Origin of the sequence: Flavonifractor sp. An112, assembly GCF_904377885.1 — a bacterium.
Taxonomy (GTDB): domain Bacteria; phylum Bacillota; class Clostridia; order Oscillospirales; family Oscillospiraceae; genus Flavonifractor; species Flavonifractor avicola.
On record NZ_CAJFGT010000063.1, the window covers coordinates 1 to 15,105 of the forward strand.

At 59.6% G+C, this 15,105-nt stretch carries 13 protein-coding genes and 1 riboswitch; of the genes, 7 read left to right on the forward strand and 6 right to left on the reverse strand.

The annotated features are described in order from the left end of the window. Window positions 1-113 precede the first annotated feature (113 nt). Window positions 114-611, reverse strand: a complete 498-nt coding sequence (locus IHN22_RS09795) for an SLOG family protein (RefSeq protein WP_087188207.1) — start codon at window positions 609-611, stop codon at window positions 114-116. A gap of 145 nt (window positions 612-756) precedes the next feature. Continuing rightward, a riboswitch (FMN riboswitch) is annotated at window positions 757-885 on the forward strand. Window positions 886-966: 81 nt separating this feature from the next. On the opposite strand from IHN22_RS09795, the gene IHN22_RS09800 reads away from it, so the two are divergent. Further along, complete coding sequence (locus IHN22_RS09800) at window positions 967-1,572, forward strand: ECF transporter S component (protein WP_087389478.1); 606 nt, start codon at window positions 967-969, stop codon at window positions 1,570-1,572. 44 nt (window positions 1,573-1,616) lie between these two features. Here IHN22_RS09800 and IHN22_RS09805 read toward each other — a convergent pair whose 3' ends face one another. The 3 genes from IHN22_RS09805 to clpB form a co-directional block, all read right to left on the reverse strand. Then, window positions 1,617-2,687, reverse strand: a complete 1,071-nt coding sequence (locus tag IHN22_RS09805; protein WP_191435041.1) for a hypothetical protein — start codon at window positions 2,685-2,687, stop codon at window positions 1,617-1,619. After that, window positions 2,684-3,223 (reverse strand): sigma-70 family RNA polymerase sigma factor, encoded by a 540-nt coding sequence (locus IHN22_RS09810; RefSeq protein WP_191435044.1) that lies wholly within the window; start codon window positions 3,221-3,223, stop codon window positions 2,684-2,686. Before IHN22_RS09810 ends, IHN22_RS09805 begins: the two co-directional genes overlap by 4 nt. A 131-nt stretch (window positions 3,224-3,354) precedes the next feature. Then, on the reverse strand, window positions 3,355-5,988 hold the full coding sequence (clpB, locus tag IHN22_RS09815) for an ATP-dependent chaperone ClpB (RefSeq protein WP_191435046.1): 2,634 nt from the start codon (window positions 5,986-5,988) through the stop codon (window positions 3,355-3,357). A gap of 209 nt (window positions 5,989-6,197) precedes the next feature. On the opposite strand from clpB, the gene IHN22_RS09820 reads away from it, so the two are divergent. Then, on the forward strand, window positions 6,198-7,568 hold the full coding sequence (locus tag IHN22_RS09820) for an MATE family efflux transporter (protein ID WP_191435048.1): 1,371 nt from the start codon (window positions 6,198-6,200) through the stop codon (window positions 7,566-7,568). A 54-nt stretch (window positions 7,569-7,622) separates the two neighbouring features. On the opposite strand, the gene IHN22_RS09825 is transcribed toward IHN22_RS09820, so the two are convergent. Together IHN22_RS09825 and murC are read right to left on the reverse strand one after the other, a co-directional pair. Next, window positions 7,623-8,024: a hotdog fold domain-containing protein gene (locus IHN22_RS09825; protein WP_087389483.1), complete on the reverse strand. Its 402-nt coding sequence runs from the start codon at window positions 8,022-8,024 to the stop codon at window positions 7,623-7,625. 146 nt (window positions 8,025-8,170) lie between these two features. Beyond that, the gene (gene murC / locus IHN22_RS09830; protein ID WP_191435050.1) at window positions 8,171-9,541 is read right to left on the reverse strand and encodes a UDP-N-acetylmuramate--L-alanine ligase; all 1,371 of its coding nucleotides are present in this window, start codon (window positions 9,539-9,541) and stop codon (window positions 8,171-8,173) included. A gap of 108 nt (window positions 9,542-9,649) precedes the next feature. On the opposite strand from murC, the gene IHN22_RS09835 reads away from it, so the two are divergent. From IHN22_RS09835 to IHN22_RS09855, 5 genes are all read left to right on the forward strand, one after another. Next, on the forward strand, window positions 9,650-10,642 hold the full coding sequence (locus IHN22_RS09835) for a CCA tRNA nucleotidyltransferase (RefSeq protein WP_191435051.1): 993 nt from the start codon (window positions 9,650-9,652) through the stop codon (window positions 10,640-10,642). A gap of 196 nt (window positions 10,643-10,838) precedes the next feature. Next, window positions 10,839-12,188 (forward strand): ABC transporter substrate-binding protein, encoded by a 1,350-nt coding sequence (locus tag IHN22_RS09840; protein ID WP_087188216.1) that lies wholly within the window; start codon window positions 10,839-10,841, stop codon window positions 12,186-12,188. A gap of 99 nt (window positions 12,189-12,287) precedes the next feature. After that, on the forward strand, window positions 12,288-13,130 hold the full coding sequence (locus IHN22_RS09845) for a carbohydrate ABC transporter permease (RefSeq protein WP_191435052.1): 843 nt from the start codon (window positions 12,288-12,290) through the stop codon (window positions 13,128-13,130). Next, window positions 13,130-13,966, forward strand: a complete 837-nt coding sequence (locus IHN22_RS09850; protein WP_191435053.1) for a carbohydrate ABC transporter permease — start codon at window positions 13,130-13,132, stop codon at window positions 13,964-13,966. Before IHN22_RS09845 ends, IHN22_RS09850 begins: the two co-directional genes overlap by 1 nt. Before the next feature lie 32 nt (window positions 13,967-13,998). Beyond that, window positions 13,999-15,006: a LacI family DNA-binding transcriptional regulator gene (locus IHN22_RS09855; RefSeq protein ID WP_191435054.1), complete on the forward strand. Its 1,008-nt coding sequence runs from the start codon at window positions 13,999-14,001 to the stop codon at window positions 15,004-15,006. Window positions 15,007-15,105 lie beyond the last annotated feature (99 nt).

The following is a 15,105-nucleotide window of genomic DNA, read 5'->3' on the forward strand; positions in this document are numbered from 1 at the left end:
CGTATTCAGTTTTTAACACATTCCCTGTCTATCCGCTGTCCGCAAAACCATTGATTTTATTAGCTTTTTGCCGCTATCGCTATCACACCTCATTATTTGTCCGGCCCTGATTTTTACAGATAGATAATATCCAGTTCCAGCTCCTGCTTCATGGCGTAGCTGATGGTATACATGGTGCCCCCCAGCATTCCATTGTAGATGGAGATAAGCCGGGCGGCGTGATCCACCAGATAGCGGTTACGGCGGAGCATACAGCCCTTGTCATAGCGGCGCTGCACCATGGTCTCCCCATCGCAGGCTTCCACCAGTGCGTAATACCGGTCCCGGTCCCGCTCGCTCCAGCGGGCGGCCTGCTCCTCACAGGGAATAACCGCTTCCAGCGTGACATCGGGCATCTGCTCCCGCAGAGCAAGCACAGCCTCACAGAAGTAAAAGTCAGCGCCCCGGGCCATGCCGCACAGAAAATGTCGGTATCCGGCTTCATAGGCCCGCACTACCGACGCGGCCAGCTTATCCTTGATTTCCAGGCAAGAGGGGTCCTGCTCGTCCTCACCCCAGGGCAGCTTTTCCGGCCGATGCCCGGTAAAGCAGCAACTGATGTCCCGTCTCATAGCCAACCCCTCTCCGCAGTTTGATGCTGCCCATATTGTAAACGATTCCCTATTGGAAGTCAATAAAAATCGAACATTTGTTTTTGTCTTAGAAAGCAGTTGCAAATTGTGTTGGAATGTGTATAATAGGGGATGACAACTGAATGACTGTCTTCAGGGCAGGGTGAAAATCCCGATCGGCGGTAAAGTCCGCGAGCCGTTTTGGCCGACCCGGTGGAACTCCGGGACCGACAGTGACGCACAATGTGCGAAGTCTGGATGGAAGAAGACGTGTGGTACATTGGCACGCTCCCATTGCATGGAACTCTGAACGGCAGTTTGGTTCAGCAGATCCGGTAATGAGGAGTGTTTTGTTATGACCAATTCTGTTTCCGCCCGGCGGCGGGTGGGGGCTCGCGCCGTTACGGTGACGGCCATGTTTTCCGCCGTGGCCTTTGTGCTGATGTTCCTGGAGTTTTCTCTCCCCATCATCCCCAGCTTTGTAAAGATGGATGTGTCCGAGCTGCCCGCCCTGCTGGCTTCCTTCGGCCTGGGACCGGTGTACGGTGTGGTGGTGTGCCTGGTGAAGAACCTGCTCCACCTGCTTATCACCACCACCGGCGGTGCCGGTGAGCTGTGCAACTTCCTGCTGGGTGCCTGTTTTGTGTTCCCGGCGGGCCTGCTCTACCAGCTCCACAAGTCCCGCAAGACCGCCATTTTGGGCGCTCTGGTGGGTGCGATCATCATGGCCCTGCTGTCCATCCCCCTGAACTACTATATTACCTACCCCATTTACTCCAACTTTATGCCCATCGATACCATCATCGAGATGTATCAGGCCATCCGTCCCTCCACCAACGGCCTGCTGGAGTGCCTTGTGGTGTTCAATGCTCCTTTTACCCTGCTGAAGGGTCTGCTGGACGCGGTGATCTGCTTCTTGATCTACAAGCCCCTGTCCCCCCTGATCCACGGAAAACGGTAAATACAAAAACGACCGCCGAAAGGCGGTCGTTTTTTGTTGGGAGGCTAGGGCAGGGGGATGCTCCAGTCCAGGTCCGCCCACTGGCTTACCAGCCCCTCGTCCATATCGTCATAGGCGTAATAGATGCGCTGGATGTGCACGGCGGTGATAGGGCCTGTATCCTGAGTGAGCAGGATCTCCTGGGGATATCCTGCCCCATCCATGCCGCCCGGACGGCGGGGGATACCCTGATGGCAGGTGCCGTCCGCCTCCGTGAACTGGACCCCATAGATGTACTCGGCCTGCAATTCCACCAGAGACTTCCACCACTCCTCAGCCTTGGCCATCGTGCCGTATAGGGACAGGCGGCGGCCGTCCGCTGAGACCAGGGCAGTGATCCGGACCTCGCCCACGGTACGCTGTTCACAGATTGCCGCGATTTCCTCCGGAGGGGCCAGGGTCAGATCCACCTCCCGGACCTGGTCGGTCAGGTAGTCCTCCACCCGCAGGGTATAGCTGCCGTCCGGATTTGCCGCTTCATAGGTAAAGACGGCCTGGGCGTAGGTCTGATAGCCCTCCGGCAGATAGCGCCAACCCAGATATTGATCCTCTTGCAGAGGGGAGAAGGAGATGCGCTTGCGGGTCAGGGCGGTATATTGTCCCGTAGAGTAGGAGCCATTGTCCGACAGACTGAGGAAGGGATTGCTGCCGGCCAGGGCCTGGCCCTCCTGGCTGACCTCCATCTTGACATACAGATTTTGGTGGTTTTTGCCATTGAGACGCTCCTCCGAGCGGGAGACCACCTCCAGGGGGACAAAGAGGAAGCCGTCCCGGGCGTAGGCTCCGGAGATGAGATAGGTGCGGCCGCTGAGCTCAAATTCCAGCTCGCCATCCTGGATGCGGAGATCCGCCCCTGTTTCTGCCGCTCCCACCCCGGAGAAATAGCGGATGAGGGTTTGTACCCCAGTGGCCAGGGCTTGGTAGTTGGTCAGGCACAGGATCAGTGCCAGACAGGCCGCCAGGGTCCCCAGCCGACGCCAGGGAATTGGCCGTGCCGCTGAAGAGGTCATGGCTTCCTCCGTGAGATCCATAAGATCGTTTTCATCCAGCAGTTGATCCCAGTGATAGCGTTTCATGGTGCATCTTCCTTTCCGGCCCAGCCCAGCCCTTGTTGGGCCAGCAGCCGCTTCAGCTTCTTGCGCAGGCGGGTCACCCGGGCGTCCACCCCGTTGGGGGACAGCCCCAGTGTTTTCCCAATCTCTGCGGAGGGCCATTGGTAGAGAAACCGCAGGGTAAAGAGTCTCCGTTCCTCAGGACCCAAGGCCTCCAGAACACGGCGGACACCGTCCCGAAGGGCGGAGCGCTCGGCGTGGTCCTCTGCCCACAGGGTCCCCTGGTGTTCCTCCAGGGAGTCCTCCCGCCGGGCGGCCAGCCTGCGGCGGCGGTCCTTGGCCCGACTGCGGACCAGTACGCAGAGATAGGTTTTTTCGCTGCCCCTGGTGGGGTCCCACCTTTGAATGCCGTCCACATAGGTCCACAGGGCGTCCTGGACACACTCCTCGGCCTCCTCCGGGTATCCGGGCAGTAGAGCGTCCGCCACCGTGTGCAGCAGCCTGCCGTACTGGTCCAGCACCCGCTGGGCCTCCCGGTCCCGGTCCATGGTGGTATCCATGCCTTTCCCCCCTTTCACCCAACAGTACGACAGAGCGGCGGTATACCTGACGATGTTTCACTCCATTTTATCAAAAAAAGCCCCTGAACGGGAAGCAAACCCGTTCAGAGGCTGGTTGGGATTGGAAGGGATCAGGCCTGGTCCACCACCTGGCCGGAGAGGACGCTCTTGGCCTCCACGGTCAGTTCGCCATTGACACAGTCCACAGTGAGGGTGTCGCCGGGCTGGACCTGATCGGCAATGATCTTCCGGCTGATGAGGGTCTCCACCCCGTGCTGCACAAAGCGGCGCAGGGGACGGGCGCCAAAGGCGGGATCATAGGCGCTGTCGATGATGAAGCGCTTGGCTGCATCGGTGAGGACCACCTTCAGCTGCTTCTCCTCCAGACGGCGGTTGAGCTCGCTTACCAGCAGGTCGATGATGTGGGTGATGTTGTCCTTGGTGAGGGGCTTGTAGAACACAATCTCATCCAGACGGTTGAGGAACTCGGGCCGGAAGGAGTGGCGCAGCAGTTCCTGTACAGCGCTCTTGGCCTCCTCAGTGATCTCGCCATTGGCGTCGATGCCGTCCAGCAGGTACTGGGAGCCCAGGTTGGAGGTCAGGATGATGATGGTGTTCTTGAAGTCCACGGTGCGGCCTTGGCTGTCGGTAATGCGGCCGTCGTCCAGCACCTGAAGCAGGATGTTGAACACATCGGGATGGGCCTTCTCCACCTCATCGAAGAGAACTACGGAGTAGGGGTGACGGCGGACGGCCTCGGTGAGCTGACCGCCCTCCTCATAGCCTACATATCCCGGAGGTGCACCGATCAGACGGGACACAGAGAATTTCTCCATGTACTCGCTCATGTCGATACGCACCATGTTTTTCTCAGAGTCAAACAGGGCCTCGGCCAGGGTCTTGGCCAGCTCGGTCTTGCCCACGCCGGTGGGGCCCAGGAACAGGAAGGAGCCGATGGGCCGGTTGGGGTCGGCGATACCGGCCCGGCTGCGCAGAATGGCCTCGGACACCAGACGAACTGCCTCGTCCTGGCCCACCACACGCTGGTGGAGGATGTCCTCCAGATGGAGCAGCTTCTCGCGCTCCCCCTCCATCAGCTTGGCTACGGGGATGCCGGTCCAGCGCTCGATGATGCGGGCAATCTCCTCCTCGGTGACCTTATCCCGCAGCAGGGAACGGGCTTTGCCTTCGTTGGCAATGGCCTCCTCCGCCTCCAGCTGCTTGCGCAGTTCGGGGATTCTGCCGTACTGCAGTTCGGCGGCCTTGTTCAGGTCGTACTGCCGCTGGGCCTTCTCCAGCTCGGCGTTGGCAGCCTCCAGGTCCTCACGCAGCTTCTGAACCTTGCCGATGGCATTCTTCTCGTTCTCCCACTGGGCCTTCTTGGCGTTGAACTTATCCCGCATCTCGGCCAGCTCCTTCTGGATCTCGGCCAGGTGCTCACGGGACAGGGCGTCGTCCTCCTTCTTCAGGGCGGCCTCCTCGATCTCGTGCTGGATGATCTTACGCTGGATGATGTCCAGCTCGGTGGGCATGGAGTCGATCTCGGTGCGGATCATGGCGCAGGCCTCATCGATCAGGTCGATGGCCTTATCGGGCAGGAAACGGTCGGTGATATAGCGGTCGGACAGGGTAGCGGCGGCGATGATGGCGCCGTCCTGGATCTTTACGCCGTGGAACACCTCATAGCGCTCCTTCAGGCCACGGAGGATGGCAATGGTGTCCTCCACCGTAGGCTCGTTGACCATGACGGGCTGGAACCGCCGCTCCAGAGCGGCGTCCTTCTCGATATACTGGCGGTACTCGTTGAGGGTGGTGGCGCCAATGCAGTGGAGCTCGCCACGGGCCAGCATGGGTTTCAGCAGGTTGCCGGCGTCCATGGCGCCCTCGGTCTTGCCGGCGCCCACGATGGTGTGCAACTCGTCGATGAAGAGGATGATACGGCCCTCGGACTTCTTCACCTCGTTGAGGACGGCCTTCAGCCGCTCCTCAAACTCGCCCCGGTACTTAGCACCCGCAATGAGGGAACCCATATCCAGAGCGAAGATGGTCTTGTCCTTCAGGGAGCCGGGCACGTCACCCTTGACAATTCGCTGGGCCAGGCCCTCGGCGATGGCGGTTTTGCCTACGCCGGGTTCACCGATGAGGACGGGGTTGTTTTTGCTCTTGCGGCTCAGAATACGGATCACGTTGCGGATCTCGTCGTCACGACCGATCACCGGGTCCAGCTTGTTCTGCCGGGCCCGCTCCACCAAGTCGGAGCCATACTTCTTCAGGGCGTTGTAGGTGTCCTCCGGGTTGTCGGAGGTGACCCGCTGATTGCCGCGGACGGCGGTCAGAGCCTGGAGCACCCCTTCCTTGGTGACGTTATAGGTACGGAAGAGTTCCTTCAGCTCCCGGTTGGCGGTGTCGATCAGGGAGAGCAGCAGGTGCTCCACCGAGACATATTCGTCCTTCATGGAGGAGGCAATGGACTCGGCGGTATTCAGGCACTTGTCCACATCCTGAGCCACATAGATCTTGCCCTGCTCACGGCCGGAGCCGGAGACACGGGGCAGTTTTTCCACCTCCGCCTTGGTGGCGGCGGTGAAAGAGGGAACGGTGAGACCCATGTTCCCCAACAGCTGGGGAATCAGGCCGGACTCGTCGCTGAGCAGTGCCAGCAGCAGGTGAGGCTGCTCGATCTGCTGGTTACCATATTCCGTGGCCAGACTCTGGGCGGTCTGGACGGCCTCCAGAGACTTCTGGGTATATTTCTGTGCATTCATAAAAAACACTCCTTTCAAGGGGCAGCTTTTTGTTTGTCCTCAGTATAGTCCCCTGCAAAACAAAAATCATGAACGGAGTGTGAATTTTTAGCACTCATATGAAGAGAGTGCTAAAACCTTCGGCAGGTGGAGTGATTTGACAGGATAGCCCCTTTACGAGCGCAGAAAAAAGAGGTATAATGCCGTGGACTGTCTGAAGGAGGAGCGAGATGAAACGGACCAACGATTTGGGGCATGATCCAGTTTTTCGCCTGGTGTGCAAGCTGGCCATTCCCACCATGCTGGCCCAGCTGGTCAGCGTACTCTATAGCATTGTAGACCGCATTTACATTGGAAACATTCCCCAGATCGGGGATCTGGCCCTGGCGGGAGTGGGTGTGTGCGGCCCTATCGTCACGCTGCTCAGCTCCTTTGCATCCCTGGTGGGATTGGGCGGCTCGCCTATCCTGGCCATGCGGATGGGGGAGGGGAACCGGAAGGAGGCCAGCCGGGTGCTGTCCAACAGCTTCTTCATGCTGTTGGTACTGGCGGTGGGGTTGACAGGGCTGTTCCTGCTGCTTAAGGAGCAGTTGCTTCAGTGGTTTGGCGCCAGTCCGGCCACCTTTGGCTATGCGGATACTTATTTGACCATCTACACCGCCGGCACCTTCTTTGCCCTGATGGCCACCGGCATGAACAGCTTTTTGATCGCCCAAGGCTATTCTGGCCTGGGTATGGCCACAGTGATGCTGGGGGCGGTGCTCAATATTGTGCTGGACCCCATTTTTATCTTTGTTTTAAAGTTGGATGTGGTGGGTGCGGCTCTGGCTACGGTCATCTCCCAGATGGCCTCCTGCGCCTTCGTGCTCTGCTCTCTGCTGCGGAAAAAGATGCCGGTGCCCCTGCGATGGGGCGGCTTTGACCGGAAGATCATGATGCGGATCGTCACATTTGGCTTGTCCCCCTTCCTGATCATTGCCACCGACAGCGTGCTGCTCATCGTCCTCAACACAGTGCTCCAGCACTACGGCGGCCCAGAGTTGGGCGACAAGCTGGTGGTCTGCGCCACCATTGTGCAGAGCTATCTGCTTCTCATCACCATGCCCATGGGTGGCCTGACCTTGGGTACTCAGCCGGTGATCAGCTTTAACTACGGGGCGGGCAACGTCGCCCGGATCAAGCGGGCCATGAAATCCATTGTGGGATTGTGCCTGACCTTCTGCGCCCTGATGACTGTGGTGACCTACACCCTGTCTCCGGTGTTTGTCCGGCTCTTTACTCAGAATCCGGAACTGATTGACCGCTCAGTGGGCTATATCAAGGTGTTTACCGCTATGATCCTGCCTCTGGCCGTCCAGTATCCCCTGGTGGACGAGACCACCGCCCTGGGTCATGTGCGGCTGGCGCTGTTCTGTTCTCTGTTCCGTAAGACGGTTTTTCTGGCCTGCCTGCTGCTGCTGCCCGCTCTGGTGTCGGCGGAGGCTACCTTCTTGTCTGAGCCCATAGCCGATGCTGTGGCGGCTACCGTTACCACCATTCTGTTCCTTCGTTTCTTCCCCCGTATTCTGGCCGAGCGCAGCGGAACGCCTGCCTCGCAATAAAAAAGTCCGCCGCGAAGAATGCTTCGCGGCGGACTTTTTTCATGTAAGCAGGAATCAATGCTCCTTGCGCTGGCACTTCTTGGGGGTCACGCAGGTGCCCTCAGCAATGGCCACCACAATGGGCTCCTCCAGGAAATCAGCAGCAGAATCGCTGATGTCGGGGCGGGGGATAGCTACCTTGCGGGCCTCAAACCTCATCTTGCGGGAGGTGTTGCCGATGTGAGTGATCTCACCATAGGCCTCGATGAAGTCGCCGGCATACACAGGCGCCTTGAACTCAATGTTGTTGTAAGCGCAGAACAGGCCCTCGTCGCCGTCACACTGGATCAGCAGCTCGGTAGCCACGTCGCCGAACAGATGCACCATATGGGCGCCATCCACCAGGTTTCCGCCGTAGTGGGCGTCCTTCGCAGACATCCGCAGACGGATCATCGAGGTGTACTTTTTCTCTTCCATGTCGATTCCACTCCTTATTCATATTTGTGAAAAGAGAACAAAAGGGACAGGACACTAAGACCATTGTACGTCTCTTTAACAGTCTTGTCAACAGCGGAAATTTGTGGTATAATTTTCTCTTTTACTTTAGCGAGAGAAAGAACGGCTCATTTTTGGAGAAGGGCCTCACCGGCGGTATAGATGTTGCCGGCGCCTACGGTAAGGATCAGATCACCGGGTTGTGCCAACTCCTTCAGTTTGGCGGTTACATCCTCCAGGGTGGGGCAGTAAATGCTGCCGGGAATCTGGTCGGCCAGGTCCTGCGAAGAGATGCCCAGACCGTTGGTTTCACGGGCGGCATAGATCTCGGCCAGCAGGGTGACATCGGGCTGACGCAGGACCTTAACAAAGTCGTCGAACAGGGCTTTGGTGCGGCTGTAGGTGTGGGGCTGGAAGGCACAGATAATCCGCTCATAACCCAGGGTACGGGCGGCGGCCAGCAGGGCCTGAAGCTCACCAGGATGATGGGCGTAGTCGTCGTACACCTCGGCGCCATTGTAAGTGCCCTTGTGCTCAAAGCGGCGGCCGGCGCCCCGGAATGCGTTGAGACCTTCGCTTACCGCCTTGGGGGAGACAGCCAGGGCGATGGCAGCGGCTGCCGCAGCCAGGGCGTTTTTCACGTTGTGTTCTCCGGGGACCCGCAGGCCTACCCGGGTAAAGACTTCGCCGCGATAGATGATGTCAAAGGTGGGCAGCCCCCGACTCCATGTCAGGTTAGCGGCGTGGACATCGCCTTCCTCCAGACCGAAGGTGAGAACAGGGCGGGTTTCGCCTTCCAACGTGTGCATGGTGTTGGCGTCGTCGGCGTTGGCCACGATCAGGCCGTTTTCCGGCACCCGGTCGGCAAAGGCCCGGAAGGAGTGCTCCACATCGTCCAGGTCCTTGAAGAAGTCCAGGTGATCGGCCTCAATGTTGAGGATCACTGCCACAGTGGGGAAGAAGGAGAGAAAGGAGTTGCAGTATTCGCAGCTCTCCAGAATAATGGTGTCCCCGTGGCCCACCCGGTAACCGGCGCCCAGCAGGGGCAGGGTGCCGCCGATCATGACAGTGGGGTCCATCTGAGCTGCCATGATGATGTGGGTGCACATAGAGGTGGTGGTAGTCTTGCCGTGGGTGCCCGAGATGCACAGAGCATTTTTATAGCCCCTCATAATGGAACCCCAGGCCTGAGCACGCTCAAAAACAGGGATGTTCAGCGCGTGGGCCTCCACAATCTCGGGGTTGTCATCATGAACAGCGGAGGTACGGATGATCAGGTCGGCGCCCCGTACATTTTCAGCACGGTGGCCGATGGCCACGGGAATACCCAGGGAGCGGAGATGTTCCACTGTAGCACTGTCGCTCATGTCGGAGCCGGTGATCTGGATACCCGCCTTGTGAAGCACCTCGGCCAGAGGAGACATGGAAACGCCGCCGATGCCGATCAGGTGAGCCTTGCGGCCAGGCGTCAGATAGTCGTGAATGTTGGGATTGGTCATGGGGTTTACACACCCTTTTCTACAGATTATAATGATAAAAGTTCAACACTATATTATAATCCATTATAGGTAAATAGCAAGCCAAACATACCGGGGGAGGTGGAGAAAATGAAAAAGTGGCCGATTCCGGAAGGCGTGCAGCATTGCTTGGATATCCTGCGGAAGGCAGGCTGTGCTGCCCATCCGGTGGGTGGCTGCGTTCGGGATCTGCTGCTGGGCCGCACGCCGGGGGATTATGACCTGTGTACATCCGCCCGTCCGGAGCAGGTGATGGCCCTGTTTGAGCGCACCATCCCCACCGGGATTCAGCATGGAACGGTTACCGTTCTGACCGGGGACGGCCCGGTGGAGGTGACCACCTTCCGCCGGGAGGGAGGGTATGCCGACGGACGGCACCCGGACGGGGTGACGTTTGACGTGGGCCTCACCCAGGACCTGGCCCGGCGGGATTTTACCATCAACGCCATGGCCCTGGGCCCGGAAGGGGAGGTAGTGGACCCCTTTGACGGGAGGGATGATTTGAACGCCGGGATCATTCGGTGTGTGGGGGAGCCGGACCGGCGCTTTGCCGAGGATGCGCTGAGAATGCTGCGGGCGGTGCGTTTTGCCGCCCAGCTGGGCTTTGCCATCGCGCCGGAGACCGGGGAGGCCATCCGGCGCAATGCCGGGCGGATGGCCCGGGTGTCAGGGGAACGGATCAAGGCGGAGCTGGAGAAAATCCTCCTCTCACCTCACCCGGAGCGGGCGGGGGAGCTGCTCCGCTGGGGACTGCTGTCCCACCTGTGGCCGGTATGCAGCTGCCCTGATCTGTCCTGTCTGGGGGAGCTGCCTCCCCAACCCATCCCCCGGTGGCGGGGGTTCTGCGCCGCCACCGGATTTCCCATCGAATGTCTGCCGGTGGAGCGGGCCCTGCGCCGGGGGGTGCGCCACCCGGAGGAGGAGGTTCTGCGGCGGCTGGCCCTGTCCGGCGGGGAGCTGGCGGCCCTTGGTCTAAAGGGCAGGGAGATCGGCGCGGCCCAGCGGAAGCTGGCCCTCCATGTATTAGAACATCCCGAGGACAACCGGTGTGACAAGCTTATGGAGCTGCTTAAATTGGACTAAACGGTTTTGCGATTTGGCATATTGTACAAAATAACAGCGTATAAATTAAGCGCAAAGCTGAAATTGGGGAGTTTGACAAAAAGATGCTTGAAAATGGAAGCGGGAAGGAGTAAGATTCAATCACAGGGAGCTGGAAACGTTTCCATGAAACGTTTCCAGCCGAGACACGAATCAACTGTGACAGGAGGAACTTAGAATGAAGAAACGTCTGTTTGCGCTTGCGTTGACCGGTACCATGGTGGCCGGTATGCTGGCCGGCTGCGGCGGCGGCGACACCACCCCCTCCGGCGACTCCTCCCCCAGCGGCGGCGGCGACGCCACCGGCGGCAAGGTCTATTACCTGAACTTCAAGCCTGAGCAGGACGCCCAGTGGCAGGAACTTGCCGAGCTCTACACCGCTGAGACCGGCGTGGAGGTCACCGTCCTCACCGCCGCCTCCGGCAACTACGAGACCACCCTGAAGTCCGAGATGGCCAAGACCGACGCCCCCACCCTGTTCCAGGTCAACGGCCCTGTGGGTCTAGCCGCCTGGAAGGATTACTGCTATGATCTGACCGGCTCCGCCGTGGCCGGCGAGCTGTCCAGCGACGAGTTCGCCCTGATGGACGGGGACAAGATGGCCGGCATCGGCTACGTCATCGAGACCTACGGCATCATCTACAATAAGGCCCTGCTGGAGCAGGCCGGCTACACCGCCGATGACATCAAGAGCTTTGACGACCTGAAGAAGGTGGCCGAGGACATCACCGCCCGCAAGGACGAGCTGGGCTTCTCCGCCTTCACCTCCGCCGGTATGGACGGCTCCTCCGACTGGCGCTTCAAGACCCACCTGGCCAACCTGCCCATCTACTATGAGTACAAGGCCGACGGCATCGACAACACCGACGCCATCAAGGGTACCTACCTGGACAACTACCGCCAGATCTGGGATCTGTACATCAACAACGCCACCTGTGAGCCTGCGCTGCTGTCCACCAAGACCGGCGACGACGCCGTGGCCGAGTTTGTGACCGGTCAGGCCGTGTTCTATCAGAACGGCACCTGGGCTTACAACGACGTGGCCGAGCTGGGCGACGACAACCTGGGTATGCTGCCCATCTACATCGGTGTGGAAGGCGAAGAGAAGCAGGGCCTGTGTACCGGTACTGAGAACTACTGGTGCGTCAACGCCAAGGCCTCCGAGGCTGACATCCAGGCCACCCTGGACTTCATGTATTGGTGCGTCACCTCCGAGACCGGCACCAAGGCCATGTGCGGCGGCGAGGGCGCCATGCCCTCCGGCCAGGCCGGTATGGGCTTCGTGATCCCCTTCAAGGGCAACCTGGAGTCCACCAATCCCCTGGTCAACATCGGCAACCAGTATGTGGCCGACGGCTATGAGTCCGTGTCCTGGAACTTCTCCACCATGCCCTCCGAGGAGTGGAAGAACGGCGTGGGCTCCGCGCTGACCGCCTATGCCGCTGACCAGACCGATGCCAAGTGGGACGCCGTGGTATCCGCCTTCGTGGATGGCTGGGCCTCCGAGGCTGCCGCCGTCAACGGCTGAGACTGACCCCCAAAAATAACTGCTGAACCGGCAGCGGGCGGGCATTCTGTCCGCCCGCTGCCTCTGCCTTTCTGAGCAATGAGAGAGGAGGTCGATCCTTTGGAAAAGGCAATCAAGCGGTATTTTCCCATCTTTTTGCTGCCCACTCTGATCGCATTCACCATTGGCTTCATCGTGCCCTTCATTATGGGTATCTGGCTGTCCTTCTGTGAGTTCACCACTGTGACCGACGCCACCTTCGTGGGCCTGAGCAACTACATCAAGGCCTTCCAGGACCCCGTATTCCTCCATTCCTTTTGGTATACGGCCCTCTTCGCGGTGGTCTCCCTGGTGGTCATCAATGTAATCGCCTTTACCATCGCCCTGGCCCTGACCCAGAAGCTGCGGGGCACCAATATCTTCCGCACCGTGTTCTTCATGCCCAATCTGATCGGCGGCATCGTGCTGGGCTACATCTGGCAGCTGATCTTCAACGGCCTGCTGGCCCCCTTTGCCACCGCCCTCAACCTCAACGAGTGGTACGGCTTCTGGGGCCTCATTATCCTGGTGGCCTGGCAGCAGATCGGCTATATGATGATCATCTACATCGCCGGTCTCCAGTCCATCCCCGGCGACGTGATGGAGGCTGCTGCCATTGACGGCGCCAGCGGTCCCCAGCGCCTCTTTAAGGTCACCATCCCCATGATGATGCCCTCCATCACCATCTGTACCTTCCTGTCGGTGGTCAACGGCTTCAAGCTCTTTGACCAGAACCTGTCCCTCACCGCCGGCGAACCCTCCAAGATGTCCGAGATGCTGGCGCTGAACATCTACAATACCTTCTACGGCCGCACCGGCTGGGAGGGCGTGGGCCAGGCAAAGGCCGTGGTCTTCTTCATCCTGGTGGTAGCCATCGGCCTGATCCAGCTGAAAGCCACCCGTTCCAAGGAGGTGCAGCAGTAATGATCCGGAAAAAGCGGCTGAACCGGCTGGGCACCGGCCTGTTTACCTTCATCAGTATTTTCTATGTGATGCCCGTTGTGGTGGTACTCTTCAACTCCTTCAAGAAGAAGTCCTACATCAATCTGGAGCCCTTCAAGCTGCCCAATGAGACCACCTTTACTGGTCTGGACAACTACGCTACCGCCATCAACCAGTACGACTTCCTGAAAGCGGTGGGGTGGACGGTGTTCATCACCGTGGGCTCGGTGCTCGTCATTCTGATCTGCACCTCCATGTGCGCCTGGTTTATCACCCGGGTGCGAACCAGGGTCACCAAGGCTATCTACATCCTGTGCGTTTTCTCTATGGTGGTTCCCTTCCAGATGGTCATGTTCACCCTGTCCCTGGTCACCGATCGGCTGGGCCTGGGTACCCCCTGGGGCCTTATCATCATCTACCTGGGCTTTGGCGCGGGACTGGCGGTGTTTATGTTCTGCGGCTTCGTCAAGTCGATCCCCATCGAGATCGAGGAGGCCGCCATGATCGACGGCTGTTCTCCCATCCGCACCTTCTTCTCGGTGGTGCTCCCCATCATGAAGCCCACCTACATCTCCGTGGGTATTCTGGAGACCATGTGGATCTGGAACGACTTCCTGCTGCCCTACCTGACCCTGGACATCAAGAAGTATAAGACCATCTCCATCGTCATTCAGTATATGAAGGGCTCCTATGGCCGGGTGGATATGGGCGCCATTATGGCGGCCCTCATTATGGCCGTGATCCCGGTGGTTATCTTCTATCTGTCCTGCCAGAAGCACATCATCAAGGGCGTGGCCGCCGGCGCGGTCAAGGGATAAAAAAGACGCAGACCGACAAGAGGTGAGTTTCTTTGACCATCAAAGACATCGCCAAGCTGTCCGGCTATGCGGTGGGTACCGTCTCCCGGGTACTCAACAACCGCCCGGACGTATCCGAGGAGGCCCGCGCCAAGGTGATGGCGGTGGTGGAGGCCCACCATTTTACGCGCAACAGCAATGCCAAGCACCTTAAGCAGCAGGCCAGCAGCGGAGTGGCACTTATCGTCAAAGGCACCCAGAATATGCTCTTTGCCGATTTGGTGGAGCGTATCCAGACCCGTATCCGGGACAGCGGATACCCCAGCTTGATCTACTACATCGATGAGGATGACGATGAGATCGATCAGGCCATCCGGGTGTGCCGGGAGCGGCGGCCCATGGGCATCCTCTTCCTGGGCAGCAACCTGAGCCTGTTCCGGGCCGGCTTTCACAGTATCACCATCCCATGTGTGCTGGTGACCAACTCGGCGGCCGGGCTGGACCAGCCCAATCTGTCCAGCGTCTCCACCGACGATACCGACGGCGCCCGCCGGGCGGTGGAGCGGCTGATGGAACTGGGCCACCGGACCATTGGTATCCTGGGCGGCCGGGCGGAGCAGTCCGACGCCGCCCAGGCCCGCCTGGAAGGGGTGCGGAAGGCCTTTGCCGACCGGGGACTGGTTCTGGACGAGGCGGGCCAATATGAGACCGCCCGCTTCGATCTGTCGGGAGGGTACGCCGCCATGGAGCGGCTGCTGGATAAGCTGCCCGGAATGACCGCCGTGTTTGCCATGTCCGACGTGCAGGCCCTGGGGGCCATGCGGGCCCTCCATGACCGGGGGCTGCGGGTGCCGGAGGATATCTCTATATTGGGCTACGACGGCATTGTGCTGGGGCGGTACGCGGTGCCCCGGCTTACCACCGTTCGCCAGGACGCCCAGCGGCTGGCGGAGCGGAGCGTGGATCTGCTGATCCACCAGATTCAGGACGGAGCGAAGCCCGCCCATGAATTGATCCCCTATACCTTTTTGGAAGGGGAGAGTGTGAAGGAAAGGACGTGAAACTATGCGGACCGGCGGCATCCTGATGCACCTCACTTCGCTGCCATCCCCCTACGGCGTGGGCACCATGGGCGCCTGTGCCCGGCGGTTCGTGGATTT

Excerpts from the sequence above, each read along its gene's own strand:
- IHN22_RS09795 (WP_087188207.1), bottom strand. The coding sequence starts at position 611 with ATGAGACGGGACATCAGTTGCTGCTTTACCGGGCATCGGCCGGAAAAG.
- IHN22_RS09800 (WP_087389478.1), top strand. The coding sequence starts at position 967 with ATGACCAATTCTGTTTCCGCCCGGCGGCGGGTGGGGGCTCGCGCCGTT.
- IHN22_RS09805 (WP_191435041.1), bottom strand. The coding sequence starts at position 2,687 with ATGAAACGCTATCACTGGGATCAACTGCTGGATGAAAACGATCTTATG.
- IHN22_RS09810 (WP_191435044.1), bottom strand. The coding sequence starts at position 3,223 with ATGGATACCACCATGGACCGGGACCGGGAGGCCCAGCGGGTGCTGGAC.
- clpB (WP_191435046.1), bottom strand. The coding sequence starts at position 5,988 with ATGAATGCACAGAAATATACCCAGAAGTCTCTGGAGGCCGTCCAGACC.
- IHN22_RS09820 (WP_191435048.1), top strand. The coding sequence starts at position 6,198 with ATGAAACGGACCAACGATTTGGGGCATGATCCAGTTTTTCGCCTGGTG.
- IHN22_RS09825 (WP_087389483.1), bottom strand. The coding sequence starts at position 8,024 with ATGGAAGAGAAAAAGTACACCTCGATGATCCGTCTGCGGATGTCTGCG.
- murC (WP_191435050.1), bottom strand. The coding sequence starts at position 9,541 with ATGACCAATCCCAACATTCACGACTATCTGACGCCTGGCCGCAAGGCT.
- IHN22_RS09835 (WP_191435051.1), top strand. The coding sequence starts at position 9,650 with ATGAAAAAGTGGCCGATTCCGGAAGGCGTGCAGCATTGCTTGGATATC.
- IHN22_RS09840 (WP_087188216.1), top strand. The coding sequence starts at position 10,839 with ATGAAGAAACGTCTGTTTGCGCTTGCGTTGACCGGTACCATGGTGGCC.
- IHN22_RS09850 (WP_191435053.1), top strand. The coding sequence starts at position 13,130 with ATGATCCGGAAAAAGCGGCTGAACCGGCTGGGCACCGGCCTGTTTACC.